The sequence below is a fragment of the Bacillus cereus genome, from assembly GCF_002564555.1.
GTDB classification, from domain to species: Bacteria; Bacillota; Bacilli; order Bacillales; family Bacillaceae_G; genus Bacillus_A; species Bacillus_A cereus_K.
Genome location: NZ_NUVD01000010.1, coordinates 23,509 through 43,877, shown reverse-complemented (window position 1 = coordinate 43,877; position 20,369 = coordinate 23,509). Strand labels below are relative to the sequence as shown.

Here is a 20,369-nt window from a genome sequence, read left to right as displayed (position 1 = left end):
TTCACTGACACATGACTGAATTGTTCAATCGGTCACATTTTATAATAATAAGGGGATTATCTCATTTTGACAATCCTTTTAATAAATATAATTCAAAAAGTTTAGCGATATGCTCTTTTTCTAACGGTTCATGATGTTTTTCCCAATCAAAAATAAGAGATACATACAAACGAACCATAATAAATGCTGTAATTTCTGGATCACATTCCATAATTTCACCTTTAGCAATGGCATCTTCAAGACGCGATTTAACAAACGTAATAATTGTAGCATCCAGTTGCTTCATCACATCTTGCACTTCTTTTGTTCCCATATCTCGCTCTTCTTGAATAAGCTTAATCATAAGTTGATGATCTTTTCGAAACTCTAAAATACTATATAAAGTACAATGTACGTTTTCAAAAAATGGTTCATTTGAATCGATAGTCATTTCTGCTACTTGCTTCATTTCTGTAATCAAATTAAAAATGATTTCACCAAACAATTCTTCTTTATTTTTGAAAAACGTATAAATCGTTCCCTTCCCAACATTCGCTAACTTTGCAACTTGGTCCATTGTTGTTGCCTTATAACCAAACGTTGAAAAAGAATTTGTTGCAGCTTCAATAATAGAACGTTTTCGATCTACTGCCACATGCCCATCAAGCTAAGATTCTTAATTACCCCTAGAATGAAAATTTTATATCTATACAAATTGTATTACTATGTACCTTGAAGACAAGTTAACTTATCATAATGATAATAAAATTGTACAATAAAAATATAATTAATAAGGGGTGGTTACTAATGATGCAAAAAGAGGCCTCATGTATCCAAGCCTCTTTCTTCCATGCCACCAAAGAAGTGAAAACTACTGCCAATATAGATTTCCTGCGCATCGAGCACTTCCGCTACCTTCATCATTCAATACCAGCATAGAAGTTACAATTTTGTTACACTCTACCTTCATTTTTTCCATTCTCTTTTCTATTCTTACTTTTTCTTAAGTCCTATCTCAAAGATCATACATCTATTTTCGATACAATTGGAATTTAACAGAGCAGAAAACAAAAAGAACCACTTTGTTAGAGAGTGGTTTTTTATAAGTACAATTACTACATATTATAGAGCTCGTATGTAAGTAATTACTTACATGCATATTTCCTTATTTACTGGAAGAAGAATCTCCGTTATATTATTTTCTAATCAGTCTAGTTAAAGCCATCCCAAGAAATCCAGCACCCATTCCTATTAGCCATCCAGTTTGGGTACTTCCTAACATAGAACCCACCCCTCCACCAAGAAACATGCAGCCAACGAATACTAATCCTCCAATTCCCCAGTTCGGCCGTTCCATAATTCAATCACATCCTTTCAATAAAACATATGCTATTAGCTACCTAAACTTTCTTGCATAGGATATGTTAATTATTTTGCTAGAGATGGTATAGTTATTTGGCTTAAGTTTAGCAACTTGCAGGAGGAGAATTTAATTTTTATGTATCATACTAAATACTAACTTAAGGGTTACGAAACAAATTCTTCTTCAACTAACCAGCTAATAGATGCCTGAAGGTTTCCACAATCGGGAGCTCATCCCCCTCTAAGAATACCTCACTCAGTTCTTGTTGTTGCGAGATAAGTAGCATATAATCAAGTGAAATAATTTAACAAACCACATTAGTAACAATAACATCAAGAAAAGACATTCCAAATATGGAATGCCCTCTATTATGTTATAAAACTATTCACTTAAATTTATTTTCCAAATATAACATCTAACACTCTAAAATATTCTAATTAACATAATCACTCATTTAACTACAGAAACTGGTTAATTGCATAACGCTCTTCTAACTTTCCTTGCGAAAATGAGCGGATCATCAACGTCTTCGATATTAACGTAAATTAAATTTGGATCATCGCATAACCACTCATTGTGTATAGACGAAACGATTATTCCTTGTTTAATAATTGTAGCAACAAATCCATTGACTTCTTTTTGTAAGAGCGCCACCCGGCCTAGACATAATGCCCGTCCAGTTTTATTATCTCTTGATTCGAATGAGAAGGAAGTTGTTACTCTAAAACGTTTCCCTAAGATAGTTGCTTGTATTTCATCCCGATTTATTGTTGCCACGCATTTTCCACCGGCGAACCCTTCTTGGCCACCGATAATTCTTGCAAACTGTTGACAAATTAATTCATCATTAAACGCCATACCTTTAATCATCCCCCCTTTTACTGTTAGGTTATGAATGAATACATAGGTCTGCAACGGTAATGAATCTATTCTATTACAAAAAAGATTATCGTAATCTAACAAAATCTATTAACTTAGTCGTGCACTTTATTTTTTGGGAGGATTTCTCTTCATTCAGGGAATACCGCTTTTCATACTACTTGTAGCTTTTTGGAAGTTTGCAAGAGCAAAAAAACAAAACAAGTAATGGTGATGTATCTTCACCCGTGCTATATTTACTAGTTACTACATTTGTTGTGACTACTAATTTACCATCTTTGTAAATCCAAATTTGAATGAATAAAAAAGATTAGCATTTTGCTAATCTTTTTTTCATTAACTAACACTTTGAACACGGCCAATTTGCCCATCTTGTAATCGAACTTTAATTCCGTACGTATGTGTTTCACTATTTGTTAAAATATCTTTCACAACACCGCTTACAGTTTTACTATAGTCATTATCCAATTGAATAACTACATGTGAACCAACTGAAATTTGTGATCTTGTTGGTTTCCCACCTGTTGCTTGTGTTGCTTTTTCTTGTTTTTGTGTGCTCGCTTGTTGCATAGACTGCTGTTGCTGAGCCTTCTGCGCTTCTTGTTTACGTTTTTCTTCCTCTACTCTTTGCTGTTCTTCTTGCTTACGCTTCTCTTCTTCTGCTCTTTGTTGCTCTTCNNTCTTCTTGCTTAGCTTTTTCTTCCTCTACTACTTTTTTATCTTCATCCACTTTTTGCTCATCTGTTGTTGCTTTTAATTTTTCTTCATCACCTTTACAAGCACTTAAAGCAATTACACACAAGCTCATCAGTACAAATAATAATAATTTCTTTAACATTAAAAAATCCCCCTATATATACATTACAAATTAATAACTTTTCTAGTATAACAAAAGTATATGTATGTCTTTGTCATAATTTGTCGTATATATTTATTTTCTCGGAGGTAGCACAAAATGTTACGTACCATATATTTTTGAAAATTTTTCATCGGTAACAACTTTAAACAAAGTGAATCTGTTTTTTTCTGTTAATTGAGCGTATTGATTATCTCCCGCTATTATTTCCACTTTATCCTTATTAGAGTTTTCGCCTCTATTTTCGGATTTTCAAACTGAAAAATAAATTGAATCTCATCTCTTTTCACGATGTAAAATACGAATACACCCCATAAGCCACAAATGAAATTAATAAGATAGAAATACTGAGTATTGTGTATATGATCCATTTCAAATTTGAACTCATATAATCTCCCCTCTTCCTCCCTAATAATTCCATTATATAACAAAAAAGCATTGGATACCCAATGCTTTTCACACTTACGCAAATAAAGACGTATTCGCATATAAAGCTGGTGAACCACCTGAATGTACGAATAAAATGTTATCTTCTTTATTAAATTTACCTTTTTTAATTAAGTCAATTAATCCCGCTACTGCTTTACCTGTATACACTGGATCAAGTAAAATACCTTCCGTTTTCGCAAGTAACTGAACGGCTTCTACCATTTCTGGTGTTGGTAATGCGTAACCTGGACCTACATATTCATCGAAGCATGTAACAGCGTCGCGCGCGATAAAGTTTGGAATACCAACGTGAGCTGAAGTTTCATCTACAAGTTTTGCTACTTTCTCTTCTTGCTCCGCTTTTCCTCTACTTACGTTAATTCCGATTACAGGGATGTTACTTTGTGTTCCAGAAAAACCAGTAATTAAACCAGCGTGCATACCAGCGCTACCGCTTACGCAAACGACTGAACTGAAATCAATTCCTTGCTCAAATGATTGCGCCATAATTTCTTGTGCACAAGCAACGTATCCCATTGCGCCAGTAGGATTTGACCCACCAACTGGTATTACATATGGTGTATTCCCTTTTCCACTTACTTCTTTCGCTACTTTTTGCATCTCTTCCATAAGATCTGCTCCGTTCGGTACAACAATTACGTTTTCAGCACCTAATAAGTGGTATAAGAAATAGTTACCGTTAAAGTCTCGCTTCTCTTCTTGTTCAAGCCCTTCTTCTAATACAAGGATACATTTCATCTTTTCCTTTACCGCAGCTGCAAGAGTTAAGCGGCAATGGTTAGACTGAATACCGCCTGCTGTAATTAACGTATCCGCACCCTTTGCCTGTGCATCCGCAACTAAAAACTCTAACTTTCTCGTCTTATTACCACCAGCTGTTAAACCAAGTAAATCATCTCGTTTAAAATAAATAGTTGGTCCACCAAGTGCTTCAGAAAAATTGTTTAACTTTTCAATTGGTGTATATGATTCTGTATATTTTTTTCTCGGGAATTTAGCTAAATTCATTGTAACGCTCCTTTTGTACTTCTTTCACAATATATGTAACGATACTATTATTACATGTAAAAATGATGAAGTCATCTTTCTGGATTAAAAATGTATTGAATTTCAATTTCAGTACGGTACATGAAATTTATATTGACTTTCCGACAAAAAAGTCCTACTTATTAAAAAGTAGGCCCTCTTCCAATTACTTATTTACCGAAAAACGAAGCAGCTGCGTTAATCCCGGCTGTAAATTCATTTCTCCTTTATGACGGACGTAAACGATTTTGTCCCCATCAAATTTCGGAGGATTTCCTGGATTATACGTATGCCACTCATTCGTTCCTTCAATTGTGTACTCCATGTATTCTGTCGCACCGACGATTACGTTTTTACTATCATCTGCTGTTACATTTGGTGCCATTTGTGCGACTTTCGAATCGCTAATTAATAATTTCTTTATATCCTTATCACGTTTGTAATCGTAAGCCGTTACGATTACGTCGTTACCGTACGCTTTTATTTGTAGTCCTTGTTTAAATGAATATCCATCCGGAGCCGTTTTCTCTCCGCCATTTGGTCCAGCTGACATCCAGCCTGTTTCAATTCCGCCAGTATTGACAACTGTAAATCCTTTTTCATCTCCGCCTGCAATTTTCTTTTTACCAGCCCAGTCCGGTATGTTTAAATCCCAATGCGTATGACTCGTAAAGAAAACGACCTGCGGATAGTCTTTTAATATATCGTACAATTTATCAACGTTTAAATAATCTTGTAAATATGGTGATTGTTTTGATCCAGACACAGTATCAGGTAAAACGTGATGAGAGAAAATGAAAATTGGTTTATTTTTATCTTTTTGGCTGTACTCTTCTAAATTTTGTTTTAACCAACCTAATTGTTCATCACTCATATATACTTCGTCCGACATTTTTGAATCGTGGTATCTCATATATTTTTCTGTTCCTAAAAATAGCAGCGGATAACCGTCTAATTCTTTTTTATGATATACCTTTTCTTGCCCACTAAATTTCAGATAGCGGTTAAATAGCGTTTCCTCAGTTACACCATTTGGCCATGTATTTTGAGAGAGTTTCCCATCAGCCGTCCATTTACCAGCATAAAATTCATGATTTCCAACAGTTGACCATACATTTCCCGGGAGCTTATTTTTGTTTAACACACGCTTAACATCATCATATTGTGACTGCTGTCCAGTTGACGTTATATCCCCATTCATAATAAGCGCTCTGGAAAGTGGCGTCACTTTGTTCATATCTTTTAACACATGATCAAAATCCCCTAAATCTCCTTGAATGTCACTAATAACATTAAAAGTTGTAGCTGACTTTCGAACTTGCTCTTTTACTTCTGCATGTGCTGAAAACGTCGGTAATAACGCCGCTATAACAGCTAATGAAGCAACTGCCTTTTTCATACAAATTCTCCCACTAATAATAGAATGTTCAAACTGACATGTTCTGCTTTCTCTTAGATGCTTGTCCAATTCACATTATAAGGTGGGATTGTAAAGATTGATGCAGTAAAAATTTAAGTGTTTTTTAAGAGATTTTGGCTTTTTTACACGCCTCATTTAGCAATTAACACTAATTTTTCTATTAACCTACTAATATTAACTGAATATAAAATTATACGATAAATCACTTCGTTTAATATGTTGTGTTTTAATTTCCTTTACACAATTTCAATAAAGTACTTTACCATTTTAAATTCTCTTCATTCTAAATCTATAAAAATACTATTGAATTTACCTAAAACGCCTAAATCAACAGTTTTACTCCAATAGGCTTCACCATCTATATCGATTGTTATCATAATATCCTCCATTCTGCTCTGGTAGTTGCATAAGAAAAAGCGATCCTTCAATAAGAAAAATCACCTCCATTAGTACATAACTTGCTTCTCATTAATCCTCAATTTCTATTCCAGCTTGTTTTAATGGTTCTAACACTTTTGGATAACACATTGAAATATATTCCACTGTGTTTAAGTTTTTTAGATTTTGAAATCCTTCAACAGATACTACATCAAATAAACTGTCTTCACCATCCCAATCAGGCTTTAAAATATGATAAATTTCATTCCCACCATCAAAGCAAAGGGATTCAATCTTTTCCAAATCACTTATTTCCAAAGTTAACTCTTCTAAAAAATCTCTGATTTCAACAATTGGTCCAGCTCCTGAATACCATTCGAAATTATTCGTATACTTATCTATTAAGTCTTTCAATTCTTTTAGAAATAATGGCTCTTTATCTAATAAAGCTTCAATTACCACTAATTTAAAATTAAAATCCTGAAACATTTCATTCTTTCCCATTTTAACTTCCTCCTATATTGCCCCTGTCCTAAGGTTTTAGTCTCCTTTACACAACTTTCAAAAAGCACTTTACCTTTTTAAATTCTCTTCATTTAATCCTAACAGCTCTGGTAAAATAAAACATCCATCTTCCCTAATCAGTACATCATCAAACCAAATTTCACCACCGCCATACTCTGGCCTTTGAATGTTTACTAAATCCCAATGTATCGCTGATGTATTCCCATTATCTGCACCTTGCAACGAATCTCCAATCGCTAAATGAAAACTACCATTTATTTTTTCATCAAATAACGTATTATTCATCGGATGTAGTATGTATGGGTTAAAACCCAGCGCAAACTCTCCGATATATCTAGCTCCCTCGTCCGTATCAAGAATACGATTTATTCGCTCTGTATCATTTGCATATGTCTCTATTATTTTCCCGTTCTTAATATGTAACTTTATATTTTGAAACGCATAACCTTGTTGAACAGATACTGTATTGAATGCTACTATCCCATTCACTGAATTTTTAACAGGTGCTGTATATATTTCACCATCAGGTATATTATCTGTGCCATCTCCCTTTAAAACACCGATTCCTTCAATGGAAAAATTCAAATCCGTACCATTCCCAATGATTTTCACTTGTTTTGTCTTTTCCATTAATTCTTTTAACGGATCCATTGCTTTGGACATTTTATTGTAATCTAACGTACAAATATCATAATAAAATTTTTCATAAGCCTCGGTACTCATATTCGCTTCTTGCGCTGAAGCAGCATTCGGAATTCGAGTTGTCACCCATCTCGTTTTATATACAGCTTCGCTATGAGCCTTTCCAAATATCTTTTGATATAACTTCATTTTCTCTGCTGGTACATCCGCTAATTCGTATGCATTTCTAGGACTACGAAGATTAATATATACTTGCATCTTACTTAAACGGTAACACTCCCAATCTGCAAATAACTTAAATTGTTCTTCAGATCCAGACAAAATTAATTGCCTTGTAACAGAAACGTCACGCATTGATACATGTGCATATCCCCCTGCTTTTTCCACAGCCTTAATAATTTCACGAACTACCATAGGATCTATTTCAGTAACACTTTGAATTAATACTTGGTCACCAGGTTGCACTTTAGTAGAATGATTGACTAGCACGTCTGCTAATTTAGATAATTCTCGCTTCATTACACCCTTCACCCTTTCATTGCCGTTTCAAAAACTTAATAAAAAACCAAAAGAGAACTACTCTCTTCAAGCACCTCTCTTTTCATCCAAACGATAGATATAAAATAAACCATTAGAAATACAATGTATAAATTCCAAAACGTAGGTATTGCAGCTACACTAAAGTACAATGTGATCCTTTTACAATTTGAACTTCTGTTTAAGCTTCTTATATTTTCTATATAAACGTCTAACAATGTTTAACATGAAATACGGTATTTTAACAGGGAAAGGCAATTTATAAATGAAAGGCAAGTAAAATGTAAAATATGCCTTTTCTAGGTCTCTCCACTTACTATCTTCTTTTGTTTTTAAGAAATCAGATACATCGACTACATATCCTCTTCCGTTTTCCATCATCACATTTTTCCCGTGAACATCACAAGGAGTTAATCCTTGTTCCCTTGCATACTCTAAAGCTTCATTGATATCAAGAATTACCTGCTTAGGAATTTTATTCCCCTTATGAATAGCATCGTATAAGGTAATTTCTTTTAAACGTTTCAATACTATGAAATTTTCTCCTTTATATATAAGCTTCGAATAAGAAGGATGATTTCCGATTCTTCTGTATACTTCTGACTCTTTTTCAATTCCTTCTCCTTCTCGCACGTAAACTTTCACTACCCACTCTTTGTATTCTTTGTGCATAAATACTGCGGCATAATTACCTGTCCCTAAACACTTCCAAAGTCTAGGAATACCTTTAACTACTACAGGCTCAAATTCATCCTCACTTCTTATGCTTACCTCTTTTAATAATTCGTTCTTTATCAATCCCACAAAACTATTTATACTCATCATTCCCACTCCGGTTTTGCTAAAAGGGGGCCCACCCCATATCCATCAACTTGAGAATTTTATAACACCCCAAAACAAAAAAATTGTACATTTTCACATGAAGATGTCAATTTTTTTATTTTTGGGGTATTTGTATTTCTTAACTTGATAGCGATGCGCTATTACCCCTATATAAACATTTACATTATTTTTCACAATCCATCTTCCTTCAAATAGCAACATACTCAATATGTTTCAACATTATATCTTATAAACGTTACTCCCCTTTTAGTTCGCTTTAAAATTGTAAACCGGTTTAATAATATGTTTAATATCGATTGTGTCCTTTGTATTCTCAACAATTTCATCCATTGGCTTATATACCATTGGGGCTTCATCTAAAGTGCTTTCTGCAACAGATGTAGTCCAAACCGCTGTCATTGTATTTTGGAAATCCTCTAAGTTAAGTACTTCTTTCGCTTTCTTACGGCTCATAATACGTCCTGCTCCATGAGGGCCAGAAAAGTTCCAATCTGGATTTCCTTTACCAAATGCAATAAGTGAACCGTCTCTCATATTAATTGGAATGATTACTCGTTCATCTTTCTGAGCTGAAATAGCACCTTTTCGTAGAATCATATTTTCCAAATCAATGTAGTTATGAATTGTAGTAAATTGATCTGTTACTTTCCAATCCATTCTAGTGACAATTTCATCCATCATTGCTTTACGATTTAACTCCGCATATTGTTGAGCAATTTTCATATCATTCATGTAATCTTTGAATCCTTGACCTTCTAAATAAGCTAACTCTTTACGAATTGTCGGCTTCTTAATCCCTCGTATAGCTTCCTGTATTTCTTGTTGTCTGCCTTCTCTTGTGAAACGCTCAATAATTTCCTCTTTAATAGATTTAACATTAATAAGTTGCTCGTAAGCAAGGTTTTGATAATACTCTGCTACCTGTTTACCTAAATTACGAGAACCGCTATGAATGACAATGTATACATTCCCTTTGTTATCCTCATTCAATTCGACAAAATGATTTCCTCCCCCAAGTGTACCAATACTCTTTTGAGCACGTTGCAATGTAAACGGGGCTCTTACACTATCAAAATCAATCATTTTTGAAAATCGATGTTCCTTATCTCGAATACGAAAACCACTTGGGACAAATTTACGAATTGTTTCGTCTAAATGATCGAAGTTGATTTCTTCTTTTTTCTTATCAATCATAACAACTTCCATGCCACAATTACCTGTAATAGCAATACATCCATTTCGTCTCATAATCCAATATCCAGTATGAGTAGTAAAACAGTATTTAAATCCATCTTCAGAAGAAACAGTTTGAATTTCTGTCTTTGGTGTTCCTGCTATTTGTACTCTAGGCTTTGATTTTGCCACTAAACAACGATACGACTCTTTGCCTTCTCTCTTGTCATGATTAATAGATGTACGAATTCCTTGTGTTGCAAAAGCATATTGTATAAAATCTGCATCTTCTTTATAAATGCTACAATATGCTCCTTGCTCCACTGCATAATCCCAATGTTTTACTTCATCACAAATAACAGCCAATTGAGATAAGGATGCTTCATATAATTTATCCATTCTCTTCTCCATCATTGGCGGCTGGAAGCGAAAATGAATAACATCGTCGTATGTTTTCTGAGAGTACATAATGTTAGCGGCCTCTAAGAGCTTTTTAATTCTTGAAATTTTACGCTCTTTCTTTAATTTAATGACACATGTGGTCTTATTTTCTAATCGACCGTCTGCCATAACCATCACCTGTACTCTAACTTGTGCATCCGTTAATGGGAGTTGTGTCGAAATCTCTAAGTCTGGTATTTCAGTAATAAAATTATCACGAAAACCAAGTTTTAGTTCTGAATGCTTGTTAAATAATTCTTCTGCTGTCAAAGTATAGCGTTCACCTCTAGATTTCGGCCTATGGTGTGAACCCTTCTCCACTAAAACTGTATGCTCCTTAGAAAGCATTTGATCAATACCATATTTGGTCTTCAAATGATAAAATTCAGTTTCTTCTTTCTTAATAAACATAATAGGCTTTTCAAAATAGGTACGATCGTTTTTAATGTCATATGTCGCAACCTCTTCACCATTATATTTAGAAATTTTAACCCATCCTTGCTTGGATAAAAACTCTGTATCTTTATCCACACAACCAATATCCACCCCCACTAAATTAGGCACGATTTTATCTTGAATCGTCATCGTCGTTCCAATCGTACAGCCTGCCCCAGCATGTGTATCTGGCATAATACGAATCTTGCTATCCTTTACGAATTCTTGGTTACAAAGATCAATAATTTGACCTGCTGCTGTTTCTTCTACGTTAGTAGTAAACACTTTCGCTTCATTATATTTTCCTTGTAATTCCAACATCTTCTATTTCTCCTTTCCTTTAGTTTCCACAAAACAGTGATTCATATAAAATTAAATTGGTGGAGCTTTAAGCGGTAATGTAAATGACTCTTATATTTGAATGATATATTATACAGCAATATATTTATAATTATATTTTCCATCACTACATTTAAATTCCTTGTTTTTCATAAAAAAAGAGACACAGAGATTTCTCCCCATGCCTACTTATAGCTTTAAAAATTAACTATTGAATATTTTTATTGCGCTCTAATTGGTTTTGAATTCCCGACCTATCAATTTGAATCCAATACTCTGCAATTTTTCCATCTTCTACTCTATACACCGCACTTGCTATTTGAATGATTGGAAGTCCTGTAGGTTGATATCCATCGATTTCTCCTACATGCATACCTACTTGTTTCCAACGTACATATACTTTACTTCCTTGTACTAATAATTCTTGAATTTCTAAAGAAAAATTACCGTATACTTCAATCATCTCTCTTACATGTTCAGCATAATCTTCAGGTGTTCTGCAAACTGTTTGTTCTTCTTCAGATACAATTTGATGTGCCAATACTTTTTCTGCCATTAGTTGATTTGAATAATCAGGATTATTCCCCGAACGTACTTCATCAAAAAATTTTCTAACAATTTGTTCTGGCGTCATTTTAAAACCCCCTTATTAAGAAATCCAATACTAATCATATCATAGTTTATTTTAATCTAACTATTAAAGTAAACTGATTCGTGTGTACAATAAAAAGACAAAATCTCTTCTTTCTTAAGAAATCCCCATTGTTTCCCCTGAAAATTCACAATAATAATTATCTACTTCTTCACCGCATGAATATACTGCACCGTCTCAAAAGCTTCTAAATAATCGTTTCGTCCTTCAAAATATAATGTATGAATATCCTCTGGTGATAAGTGCTCATAAATGAGTAAACCCGCCTTCTCTAACAATGCTTCCATTTCGCGATAAGAATAACATGACTTCATCGGTTCTCCGCCTATCGCAGCCATTTTCACCATGTTTTCAACTCGATTGGACAGTCCTTTTTCCGTAAATAGGTTTTCATCAGGATAATCAAAAACGATAGAACTCCCCTCTGGAAGCATCTTGAATAAACATTCTATTAAACTAGCAAGCTCCTCTTTCGTTAAATAGTACGAAACACCTAACAGACTAAAGAACGTTTTTTTATTTTCAAATCCTTCATTGCACAACTGTTCATAGGAAAATCCTTTCGTAAAATCCATCGAAATAAACTGAAGGTTATTTGGAACTTCAAGTTCTGCTTCTTTTATTCTTTCCTTCTTAAGCTGTTGTGTAGAAGGATGATCCACTTCAAATATCTCTATTTTATTTTCTAATTCTTTGTGTCTAAAGCTGAACGTGTCTAAGCCAGCACCAAGTATGACGTATTGTTTTGCTCCTAGTGTCATTTCATGTAGTAATACTTTTTCACAATATGCTGCACGTGCTAAAGGTGTTGGTGATAACTGCACTTGTGTAATCCATTTTAATATTTCTTTTGGATGATCTTGAAACTGTTCTGCAATGTCTTTATTGAAAAAATGTATCCCTTGAACCATGTTCGTTTCAATATCATGACGTTCTTTTGGCAAAATAAATTCTCTAGCTACATAATCATCAAAAATTTTAGGACTATCAAACTCACTATGATATGCCCTTCCGAAAGCTGATACTAGCGACGTTATACTTGCTTCACCTTTTTTCATGCGCATACACTCCTTCATTTCCAAAAAAAATAGGGTTCCCCTGGCCAGGAGAACCCTATTATACACGTTATTTTCATATTGGTAAATTATAGCATAAATAAGTTTTTTTGTCAAGTTTTCAACCTACTAACACGCCGACACTTTAGATATTCTCCTGCAGGAAAATTAAAATTACATATTGAATATTCCGAATTATTAACTCATTCTTTTTTGAGCAGTATTAGTATCTTGAGATACTGGTATGTGTTCGGTAGCTCTAGATAAACCTGTTTTTGGCATATTAACATAGATCGCTTCCGAAGCACCTTTTTCTATTTGATAAGTTTCGTGAAAAACACCTACACTTCCATTATCTTTAATCTTATTATTGTATGATTTCCAAGCATTTGAATGGTTTTTTCCGTGAGCATAGTCTACTAATTCGCCGAATCCCTTCCAGTATTGAATTAAGATCACTTTTCTCCAACTAAATACGAATTCTGTATGTAAGAAACCCCATTGTGGGTTTTGATACAATTCTTTAATCATAGGTCCCATCGCATTAAAAACTGGTATCCACTTCCAAAATTTCAATAAGTGATTAATACGCATACCAATAATAAAAACAACAAATTCTTTATCCTTACTATTGGCTATATGCCTGCCATTAAAAATTTCAGCTCCCACTTTTATCCCCCTTTTTTACTAAACATAAATAATGTGTAGCTCCTAAATAAACCATAACACTTTTCCATGAATTTTCCAATTTCTTTAACGTAGATTATAAAAGGTACATATTTCCCACCTTTTTTTAACAGCTATTATTAATATTTGCTCTAAATCTCCTTTTCGCTAGGGACATTTCCATACTTCAAGGATTTTTATAGCTTCAAATAATTATTCCTTATGCTTCACCTCGAGAGAAATAAACGAAAATAAATTTCCTTCTAAATACATATCAATATACGATAGTATTGCCGCCTCCTTTCTAAACAGAATATTTTTTAGTTCATTTGAGTTAGGACGACATCACACTCCTTCATTTTCACATTAGGGAATAAATAAGTTTTTTCGTGAAATTTCAAAGCCACTAACACTCCAACACTTTGTATATTCTCTGGCAGGAAAATTGTCGATTCACACAGAATATCCCGGATTATAACAATATATATGGAGGCCAATATGAAACGATTAGTCATTATTACAGTAGGAAAAACCCACAGTGGAAAAACAACATTTGCAAAAGCATTAGAAAAAGAGTTACCCCACTCTTTCGTTATGGATCAAGATAACCAAGCAGAATTTATTAACACACATTATGAAAAATTACAGCCAACTGAAGGCCCTAATACATTTAAGCACGGTCTTTCGAAATTCATTGTTGATTATGCAAAAGAACATACAAATTTACACCTTATTATTTGCAACTCCAATCGCAGTAAAAGCGGCAGGTTATATTTACTAAACAAATTATTTCCACAAAATGAATATGTACGTATATTCGTTCACTTTGACATCACAGATGATGTACTTTATGAAAGAGTGGCTCATAGTAAGCGAAGTACAAATATTTTTAGAGGTAGCTATTCTAATTTCAAAGAAGTTCTTAATCGGCAACAGGCTGAATCACTTCACGAAGATGTCATAGATCCTGTAGAAAACGAGGCTGATCATTTGTTTGTTATTCGCAATAATAAAGAGGTAAACTCTACTATCGAAGAAATTGTTCATCTTGCTGAAGATTTGTCCCCTATCCAAAAATAAGAGACTATAAGAATTACATAATCACAGATTATTATGCAAATACTTCCTCTAAGCTCCGAGCATGGTATATAATGATATTGTAATCTGCTTTTATATGCTCAATTTTACACAATAGAATTCATTCATAGGAAAGAGGTACAAAAATATGAAAACAAAACAAACAATCGCTGCGTCTACACTAGCTTTAGCAATGATTGCAGGTGCAAACTCGGCCCATGCGGAAGTAAACGATGCTACTACTCAGCCCAGTACTGGAGGAGATCGATTAGCTGAAATTAAGCAACATAAACAAGAGTTAGATGCGAAATTACAGCAGCACAAAGAACACGTGGATCAAACGTTACATGAACTTAACCAAGTTAAGCAAACTGTCGATGAAAAAGCGAACGAACTACATGAACATAAACAAGTTGCAGATGAAAAAATCGCCGAAATAAAACAACATAAACAAGAGTTAGATGCAAAACTTCAGCAAGACAAACAAATCGCAGATGAGAAAATCGCTGAAATGAAAGAGCATAAGCAAACTATCGATACAAAGGTTAATGAGATTAAAGAACATAAACAAACTGTCGATGAAAAAGTGAATGAAATTAAGCAACATAAAGAAAATATCGATGTAAAGGTTAATGAACTGAAGGAAGTTAAAAAACATGTAGATGAAACATTAGCTGAGTTAAAGAAAGCGAAACAAACTGCTGAGGATAAACTTGCTGAGCTAAAAGAGAATAAGCCGAATACTGGTAATACGTTAGAAGAACTGAAGAAAATTAAAGGAAATTTAGATAGTCTTTCATCTAACTTAGAACTAGCTAAACAAGATGTGCAAAACAAACTTGCTGAGTTACAAAAAGCTAGACAAGATTTAGAAAATAAATTGAATGAAATTAAGCAATCGAAACAAACTGTTTCAGATGATTTAACACAGAAAAAGCTAGACTTAGACATTAAAATAAACGATTTTAAACATACTGAGAAAAAAATTGATGACAAATTAGCTGAGTTACATACAACGCAGCAAAATGTAGATAACAAGCTTAATGAAGTATCACAACCTACACAACCTAAACCAACGACAGCGGATACTAACAATACTACCGTTCCGACCAAAAACACTGCTAGAGAACTTCCTAACGCTGGTAGTGAGCAATCAAGTAATATGGCTTTAGGAATGTTATCTATTCTAGGTGGACTTTTATTAGTAACACGCAATAAAATTAAAACGTTATTCTCAAAATAATGCTATTATAACTCTCTTACATTATTAATAAAAAGGACAACAGCGTTTATATGTACTGTTGTCCTTTTTCATTGTTTAATTTTGTATTAACTGCCCATCTCTAAGCGTCAATATACGATCACATACATCAAGCATTCTTTCATCATGTGTAATCATAATTGCTGCTTTTTGACTTTCTTTCACTTCACGTTTCATCATTTCCACAACTTCACGTGCACGTTTTGAATCTAAGCTTGCAGTCGGTTCATCCGCTAATATTAAATCTGGATTGTTCATGAACGCACGAGCGATTGCAACCCTTTGTTTTTCCCCACCAGATAGTTGATTTGGATAATGATTTTTTCTTTCTCCTAATCCAAATGCTGCTAATAAGTGATCCGCACGCTTTTCAGACTCTTGTTTGTTATCTTTTTTAAGCTTTGCAATATAAAGCAATTGTTCTTTTACATTTAAGTATGGAACAAGATTTGCGAATTGGAAAATGAAACCGATTTTTTTCAAACGAATGTCTGTCATTTCCTTTTCTGATAACTTCGTAATATTTTGCTCACGAATGTAAATATCCCCTTTTGATGGTGATAGTAAAGCACCCGCGATTGATAATAACGTACTTTTCCCTGATCCAGAAGGACCAACGATTCCGATAAATTCTCCAGCTTTCACATCAAGCGATATCGGATGAAGGGCTGTTACTTCAGTATTCCCTTCTCCGTACACTTTACTTACATTGTCTAATTTTAATAATGAAGTCATTACATCCCGCCTCCAATTGCTTCTAATGCATCAACTTTTAATACTTGATATAACGAAATAAGTGTTCCAAAAATACTAATTACGATAAAGATTACTCCATATTGTAGAATCATCGGCGCTGTTAATAAGAACGGCATACCTGCTGGTAAAATTTGTTCTAACCCTTGTACAAGAACAATGCTGATGATCATCGCCACAACTGATAAGAATAACGCCTGTACGACTAAGCTATTTGCTAAATAAGAATTTTTCGTACCGATTGCTTTTAATACACCTAATTGCTGTGTTTTTTGTAATGTAATTACGTAGAAGAATACACCAATTAGTAACGCAGCGATAACAAGTAAGAACGCAATAATCATCGTTAATGTCCCTTGTTCTTCTTTAAATCCTGGAATACTTTGTAATACTTCTTTTTTGTCGATAACATGTGCATTTTTAATGTCTTTATCTGTATTCAGTGCAATTGCACTATAATCTTTTTGGTTTGGTTGTGAAATAGCGCCCCATACGTCTTCATTTACATAAACGACTGGTGTATGGCTAAACATTTGATTTTTCGTAAATCCAACGATTTTAAATTCTTTCTTTGAAACAGGATCAATAATTGTATCCCCAAGATCGATTCCTTTTTCTTTAATCGATTCATCAGCAACCATTTCGTTGTTTGCTGTACCTAACTTCTCACCTTCTACGATTTTCGGTTCTAAAAATGAATCGCGTTCACTTGAGAAAATAGCGACATCAACTTTTTTCGAACTACCTTTCTTTTCATAAGTTGAATTTTTCACACGAAACGGAACGGCCTCTTTCTCGCCTACTTGATTTACTACGTTATCTACATCGTCTTGCTTAATTTGTGAACGAAGTAATTTATTTTCCGCATCATCCGCTAATACAAATTTATTTGCCTCCATATTTTGAATCGATGAAGCATTATCATATGATAATCCGTTTGCTAATCCTGAAATCACAAGGACTAAAAATGATAATAACACCATAATAAGTCCGATTAATCCGTATCTTAATTTTGATTGTTTTAATTCACGCAGAGCTAAAAACATTTCGCTCGCTCCTTTCTCTTACTTTCTATGCACTTATCATAAAAAAGAAATATGAACGGAATATGAACAGAAGATCAAAAAATAAAGATTAAATTTTCTGAAAGTATTGAAAACAAATAGAATCCTTGATACAATTCAGTCAAATAATATTGACCGAGTAATTTAATTCAAGGAGTTGATCATGTTGAAGCCCATGTTAACCTTAACTACCTATAGCCAACTAAAAGCATTAAGCGACCCACTACGCGCCGAAATGATGATGCGTCTATTAGAACGTCCTTATACAGGGCAACTACTATCTGAGAAATTCGGCATTTCAAGGGCTAAAATTCATTATCATTTAAAAGAATTAGAGAAGAATCATCTTATAGAAATCGTCTATACAGAAGAGAAAAATGGCATCGTTCAAAAATTTTATCAATCTGTCGCGAAAGGCTTCACCCCTGCCGCAGAACTATTACCTCATCTAGAGATATTAAGTGAATCGGGACGCCAAATCTTTTTACAAATGACGGAAACAACGAAAAGCCATATTCTCGCTGCTCCTGAAGAAGCTTTTACATTACGAAAAGCAAGTGAAGACCCAGCTGAATGGAATTACGTTTCATCCAGCTGGGAGTTTGATGCTACGCCAGAACAATTTCAAGTGTGGGTGAAAAAGTTTCATGAATTGATGTACGAATTAGACGAGATCACAAAAGACGCAGATAAAGATCCGAATAGTAAAGCTTATTACATTGCTACTACTGCACTACAAATCGACGAACGAGCAATGCAGCGCTTTGTGAAAAAAGAAGAAAAATCGTAATACGATTTTTTTTACATCAACGGTCAATTTTATTTTACCGAATAAATTTATCCCGCATTAACGGGCAGTAAGACTCCCACCTCAAAATTCAGTTGGAGCAAAGAAGTTAGGTGGGAGATTAACTGCCCGTAAACGCCCGATTGGTTCAACTAATAATCAGTGGGGATGAACAAAACCCCACTGATTAAAGTTTCACTTTATTATAAAGGAGTAGATTAAATGGACGTATTAAAAAACCGGAATTTCCTCTTATTATTTTTAGGGAGAATTTTTACAAACATAGGAGATAGTTTGTATTATGTAGCAGCGATGTGGCTCGTATACAAATTAAGTGGTAATCCTTTTTATTCTGGATTAGCTGGTTTCCTTACATTATTACCTTCCGCACTTCAATTTCTTACTGGTCCATTTGTTGATAGATGGCCGATAAAAAACACCCTCGTCATCACACAAGTTTTGCAATGCATTCTTATTTTAATCATTCCAATTACACACTACTTCGACCTACTAACAGTTCAACTACTACTCATCATTATGCCCATCGTAGCTTTTATCGAACAATTCGCTTATCCCGCACAATCAAAAGCTTTACCACTTCTACTGCATAAAACACAATTATTAAAAGGGAACTCACTCTTCTCATTTGCGTATCAAGGCATTGATTTAATTTGCACGACTCTTTCTGGAATATTAGTAGCACTATTTGGCGCCATTACTTTATATGTAATCGACTCTTTTACATTTGCGATTACCGCCCTTTTGTTCTTTTCATTGAAAATGCCAAAGCAAACCGAAGCAAACACAGTACTTTCAACTAAGCAATATTTCTCTGATTTAAAAGAAGGGTTTTCAATCGTCTTTCGTTCATTAATGGGCGTCTTCTTAATCGGTTCAGTTGTTGCCAATTTTTCTATCGGTATGACGATGGCAATACTCCCTTCTTTCGCTGATTCTTTAGGAGGTGTGAAATTATATGGTTTCTTTTTAGCCGCTATATCGGCCGGCAGTTTAATTGGAGCATTATTCAGTTCATGGGTTGGTAAACGTCATGTTGGCCGCGTCTCCATTATTAGCTTTGCGGCTGGTGCTTTCTTTTGGTTTCTCTCTACGGTTGTACCGTTTCAATGGTTATCCATTTTTTTATTCGGCCTAGCTTGGATACCAATTGGTGCGACCAACATATTATTTGCGACAATTAGTCAAATTGTAATTCCAAACCAGTATCTTGGACGCATCAACTCTGTCATGCGAAGTATGGGCACAATCGCTATGCCGTTTGGTTCTTTAATTGGCGGATACACTGCAAATGTATTTAGTAGCCAGCTCATTTTCGCACTCGCTAGCATCGGAATCTTATTCATTTCTCTCGTATGGCTGCTTCATCCGAAATTACGGGCATTGCCGAAAGCTGATGAAATTACAGCGGATACTTTTGAGCTACGTTTTAAGGACGAACGGATGAAAGGTACTGCTTTATAGCGGAAAGAAAATATTATCTAATCCGTAATGTGTAATTATGATAAAATTATTTAATTTAAAAAGCTCAAACAAACATAACCCCGTTCTAAATATAGGACGGGGTTAAAAATATAATTGTTTCATTTTTTTATTCATTTGTAACATTGAATAATACACCTGTGGTAGCTATTTGATTTTTTGAATTTATTGCTTCCACTGCGAAATGATGAAAAATATTTTGGTCCTCTTTAAAATTCCATCTAAATACAAACTCACCATTTTCCCTCTCAGAACTCCCAATTAATTT

Annotated in this window: 19 protein-coding genes and 2 pseudogenes; 5 read left to right on the top strand and 16 right to left on the bottom strand. The window is 34.2% G+C overall.

The window, feature by feature from the left end:
• Window positions 1–61: 61 nt before the first annotated feature.
• Complete coding sequence (locus COI75_RS04835; RefSeq protein WP_000257540.1) at window positions 62–634, bottom strand: TetR/AcrR family transcriptional regulator; 573 nt, start codon at window positions 632–634, stop codon at window positions 62–64.
• A 152-nt stretch (window positions 635–786) separates the two neighbouring features.
• On the opposite strand from COI75_RS04835, the gene COI75_RS27210 reads away from it, so the two are divergent.
• A complete protein-coding gene (locus COI75_RS27210) occupies window positions 787–918 on the top strand; it encodes a hypothetical protein (protein ID WP_255265668.1) in 132 nt (43 codons plus the stop codon).
• A gap of 256 nt (window positions 919–1,174) precedes the next feature.
• On the opposite strand, the gene COI75_RS26790 is transcribed toward COI75_RS27210, so the two are convergent.
• The 13 genes and pseudogenes from COI75_RS26790 to COI75_RS04770 all read right to left on the bottom strand — a co-directional run bounded on the left by COI75_RS26790 (window position 1,175) and on the right by COI75_RS04770 (window position 13,662).
• On the bottom strand, window positions 1,175–1,336 hold the full coding sequence (locus tag COI75_RS26790) for a hypothetical protein (protein WP_000441013.1): 162 nt from the start codon (window positions 1,334–1,336) through the stop codon (window positions 1,175–1,177).
• Window positions 1,337–1,813: 477 nt separating this feature from the next.
• Window positions 1,814–2,200 carry a DUF1259 domain-containing protein gene (locus tag COI75_RS04830; RefSeq protein WP_002095524.1) on the bottom strand — a complete coding sequence of 129 codons (387 nt, stop codon included), beginning with the start codon at window positions 2,198–2,200 and terminating at the stop codon, window positions 1,814–1,816.
• Window positions 2,201–2,557: 357 nt separating this feature from the next.
• A pseudogene (locus COI75_RS04825) lies at window positions 2,558–3,059 on the bottom strand (YwbE family protein).
• A 480-nt stretch (window positions 3,060–3,539) separates the two neighbouring features.
• Window positions 3,540–4,535 (bottom strand): D-cysteine desulfhydrase, encoded by a 996-nt coding sequence (locus COI75_RS04815; protein ID WP_001046597.1) that lies wholly within the window; start codon window positions 4,533–4,535, stop codon window positions 3,540–3,542.
• 184 nt (window positions 4,536–4,719) lie between these two features.
• On the bottom strand, window positions 4,720–5,952 hold the full coding sequence (locus tag COI75_RS04810) for a DUF4073 domain-containing protein (RefSeq protein ID WP_000710414.1): 1,233 nt from the start codon (window positions 5,950–5,952) through the stop codon (window positions 4,720–4,722).
• Window positions 5,953–6,441: 489 nt separating this feature from the next.
• Window positions 6,442–6,855 (bottom strand): DUF6892 domain-containing protein, encoded by a 414-nt coding sequence (locus tag COI75_RS04805; protein WP_000517611.1) that lies wholly within the window; start codon window positions 6,853–6,855, stop codon window positions 6,442–6,444.
• A gap of 69 nt (window positions 6,856–6,924) precedes the next feature.
• Entirely contained in the window at window positions 6,925–8,037 is a 1,113-nt protein-coding gene (locus COI75_RS04800; RefSeq protein ID WP_000817941.1) for an aminopeptidase, read from the bottom strand.
• 180 nt (window positions 8,038–8,217) lie between these two features.
• Window positions 8,218–8,877 (bottom strand): hypothetical protein, encoded by a 660-nt coding sequence (locus COI75_RS04790; protein ID WP_000026527.1) that lies wholly within the window; start codon window positions 8,875–8,877, stop codon window positions 8,218–8,220.
• A gap of 267 nt (window positions 8,878–9,144) precedes the next feature.
• The gene (locus COI75_RS27590; RefSeq protein WP_033657994.1) at window positions 9,145–10,104 is read right to left on the bottom strand and encodes an RNA-splicing ligase RtcB; all 960 of its coding nucleotides are present in this window, start codon (window positions 10,102–10,104) and stop codon (window positions 9,145–9,147) included.
• Window positions 10,105–11,043: 939 nt separating this feature from the next.
• Window positions 11,044–11,268: pseudogene (locus tag COI75_RS27585) on the bottom strand (RtcB family protein); the annotation flags it as partial.
• 226 nt (window positions 11,269–11,494) lie between these two features.
• A complete protein-coding gene (locus COI75_RS04780) occupies window positions 11,495–11,920 on the bottom strand; it encodes an ester cyclase (protein ID WP_000187181.1) in 426 nt (141 codons plus the stop codon).
• A 161-nt stretch (window positions 11,921–12,081) separates the two neighbouring features.
• Window positions 12,082–12,996, bottom strand: coding sequence for a class I SAM-dependent methyltransferase (locus COI75_RS04775; RefSeq protein WP_000715174.1), 915 nt, complete (start codon window positions 12,994–12,996; stop codon window positions 12,082–12,084).
• A gap of 195 nt (window positions 12,997–13,191) precedes the next feature.
• The gene (locus COI75_RS04770; protein WP_000500606.1) at window positions 13,192–13,662 is read right to left on the bottom strand and encodes a DUF4188 domain-containing protein; all 471 of its coding nucleotides are present in this window, start codon (window positions 13,660–13,662) and stop codon (window positions 13,192–13,194) included.
• 483 nt (window positions 13,663–14,145) lie between these two features.
• Between COI75_RS04770 and COI75_RS04765 the strand changes: the two genes are divergently transcribed.
• Both COI75_RS04765 and COI75_RS04760 read left to right on the top strand, forming a co-directional pair.
• Entirely contained in the window at window positions 14,146–14,739 is a 594-nt protein-coding gene (locus tag COI75_RS04765; protein ID WP_141535082.1) for an AAA family ATPase, read from the top strand.
• A 145-nt stretch (window positions 14,740–14,884) separates the two neighbouring features.
• The gene (locus COI75_RS04760; protein WP_000851010.1) at window positions 14,885–15,979 is read left to right on the top strand and encodes an LPXTG cell wall anchor domain-containing protein; all 1,095 of its coding nucleotides are present in this window, start codon (window positions 14,885–14,887) and stop codon (window positions 15,977–15,979) included.
• A 75-nt stretch (window positions 15,980–16,054) separates the two neighbouring features.
• On the opposite strand, the gene COI75_RS04755 is transcribed toward COI75_RS04760, so the two are convergent.
• Window positions 16,055–16,732: an ABC transporter ATP-binding protein gene (locus COI75_RS04755; protein WP_000202615.1), complete on the bottom strand. Its 678-nt coding sequence runs from the start codon at window positions 16,730–16,732 to the stop codon at window positions 16,055–16,057.
• Window positions 16,732–17,796: an ABC transporter permease gene (locus COI75_RS04750; RefSeq protein ID WP_000477783.1), complete on the bottom strand. Its 1,065-nt coding sequence runs from the start codon at window positions 17,794–17,796 to the stop codon at window positions 16,732–16,734. Before COI75_RS04750 ends, COI75_RS04755 begins: the two co-directional genes overlap by 1 nt.
• 184 nt (window positions 17,797–17,980) lie before the next feature.
• Here COI75_RS04750 and COI75_RS04745 point away from each other — a divergent pair, with 184 nt between their 5' ends.
• Both COI75_RS04745 and COI75_RS04740 read left to right on the top strand, forming a co-directional pair.
• On the top strand, window positions 17,981–18,604 hold the full coding sequence (locus tag COI75_RS04745; RefSeq protein ID WP_033657147.1) for an ArsR/SmtB family transcription factor: 624 nt from the start codon (window positions 17,981–17,983) through the stop codon (window positions 18,602–18,604).
• A 219-nt stretch (window positions 18,605–18,823) separates the two neighbouring features.
• Window positions 18,824–20,083, top strand: coding sequence for an MFS transporter (locus tag COI75_RS04740; RefSeq protein ID WP_000382817.1), 1,260 nt, complete (start codon window positions 18,824–18,826; stop codon window positions 20,081–20,083).
• The last annotated feature ends 286 nt before the right edge of the window (window positions 20,084–20,369 follow it).

What these genes read in the sequence shown, in the direction of transcription:
- COI75_RS04815 (WP_001046597.1), bottom strand. Translation starts at nt 4,535, where the DNA reads ATGAATTTAGCTAAATTCCCGAGAAAAAAATATACAGAATCATATACA.
- COI75_RS04755 (WP_000202615.1), bottom strand. Translation starts at nt 16,732, where the DNA reads ATGACTTCATTATTAAAATTAGACAATGTAAGTAAAGTGTACGGAGAA.
- COI75_RS04740 (WP_000382817.1), top strand. Translation starts at nt 18,824, where the DNA reads ATGGACGTATTAAAAAACCGGAATTTCCTCTTATTATTTTTAGGGAGA.
- COI75_RS04800 (WP_000817941.1), bottom strand. Translation starts at nt 8,037, where the DNA reads ATGAAGCGAGAATTATCTAAATTAGCAGACGTGCTAGTCAATCATTCT.
- COI75_RS04810 (WP_000710414.1), bottom strand. Translation starts at nt 5,952, where the DNA reads ATGAAAAAGGCAGTTGCTTCATTAGCTGTTATAGCGGCGTTATTACCG.
- COI75_RS04765 (WP_141535082.1), top strand. Translation starts at nt 14,146, where the DNA reads ATGGAGGCCAATATGAAACGATTAGTCATTATTACAGTAGGAAAAACC.
- COI75_RS04805 (WP_000517611.1), bottom strand. Translation starts at nt 6,855, where the DNA reads ATGGGAAAGAATGAAATGTTTCAGGATTTTAATTTTAAATTAGTGGTA.
- COI75_RS26790 (WP_000441013.1), bottom strand. Translation starts at nt 1,336, where the DNA reads ATGGAACGGCCGAACTGGGGAATTGGAGGATTAGTATTCGTTGGCTGC.
- COI75_RS04760 (WP_000851010.1), top strand. Translation starts at nt 14,885, where the DNA reads ATGAAAACAAAACAAACAATCGCTGCGTCTACACTAGCTTTAGCAATG.
- COI75_RS04750 (WP_000477783.1), bottom strand. Translation starts at nt 17,796, where the DNA reads ATGTTTTTAGCTCTGCGTGAATTAAAACAATCAAAATTAAGATACGGA.
- COI75_RS04775 (WP_000715174.1), bottom strand. Translation starts at nt 12,996, where the DNA reads ATGAAAAAAGGTGAAGCAAGTATAACGTCGCTAGTATCAGCTTTCGGA.
- COI75_RS27590 (WP_033657994.1), bottom strand. Translation starts at nt 10,104, where the DNA reads ATGGAAGTTGTTATGATTGATAAGAAAAAAGAAGAAATCAACTTCGAT.
- COI75_RS04780 (WP_000187181.1), bottom strand. Translation starts at nt 11,920, where the DNA reads ATGACGCCAGAACAAATTGTTAGAAAATTTTTTGATGAAGTACGTTCG.
- COI75_RS27210 (WP_255265668.1), top strand. Translation starts at nt 787, where the DNA reads ATGATGCAAAAAGAGGCCTCATGTATCCAAGCCTCTTTCTTCCATGCC.
- COI75_RS04830 (WP_002095524.1), bottom strand. Translation starts at nt 2,200, where the DNA reads ATGGCGTTTAATGATGAATTAATTTGTCAACAGTTTGCAAGAATTATC.
- COI75_RS04790 (WP_000026527.1), bottom strand. Translation starts at nt 8,877, where the DNA reads ATGAGTATAAATAGTTTTGTGGGATTGATAAAGAACGAATTATTAAAA.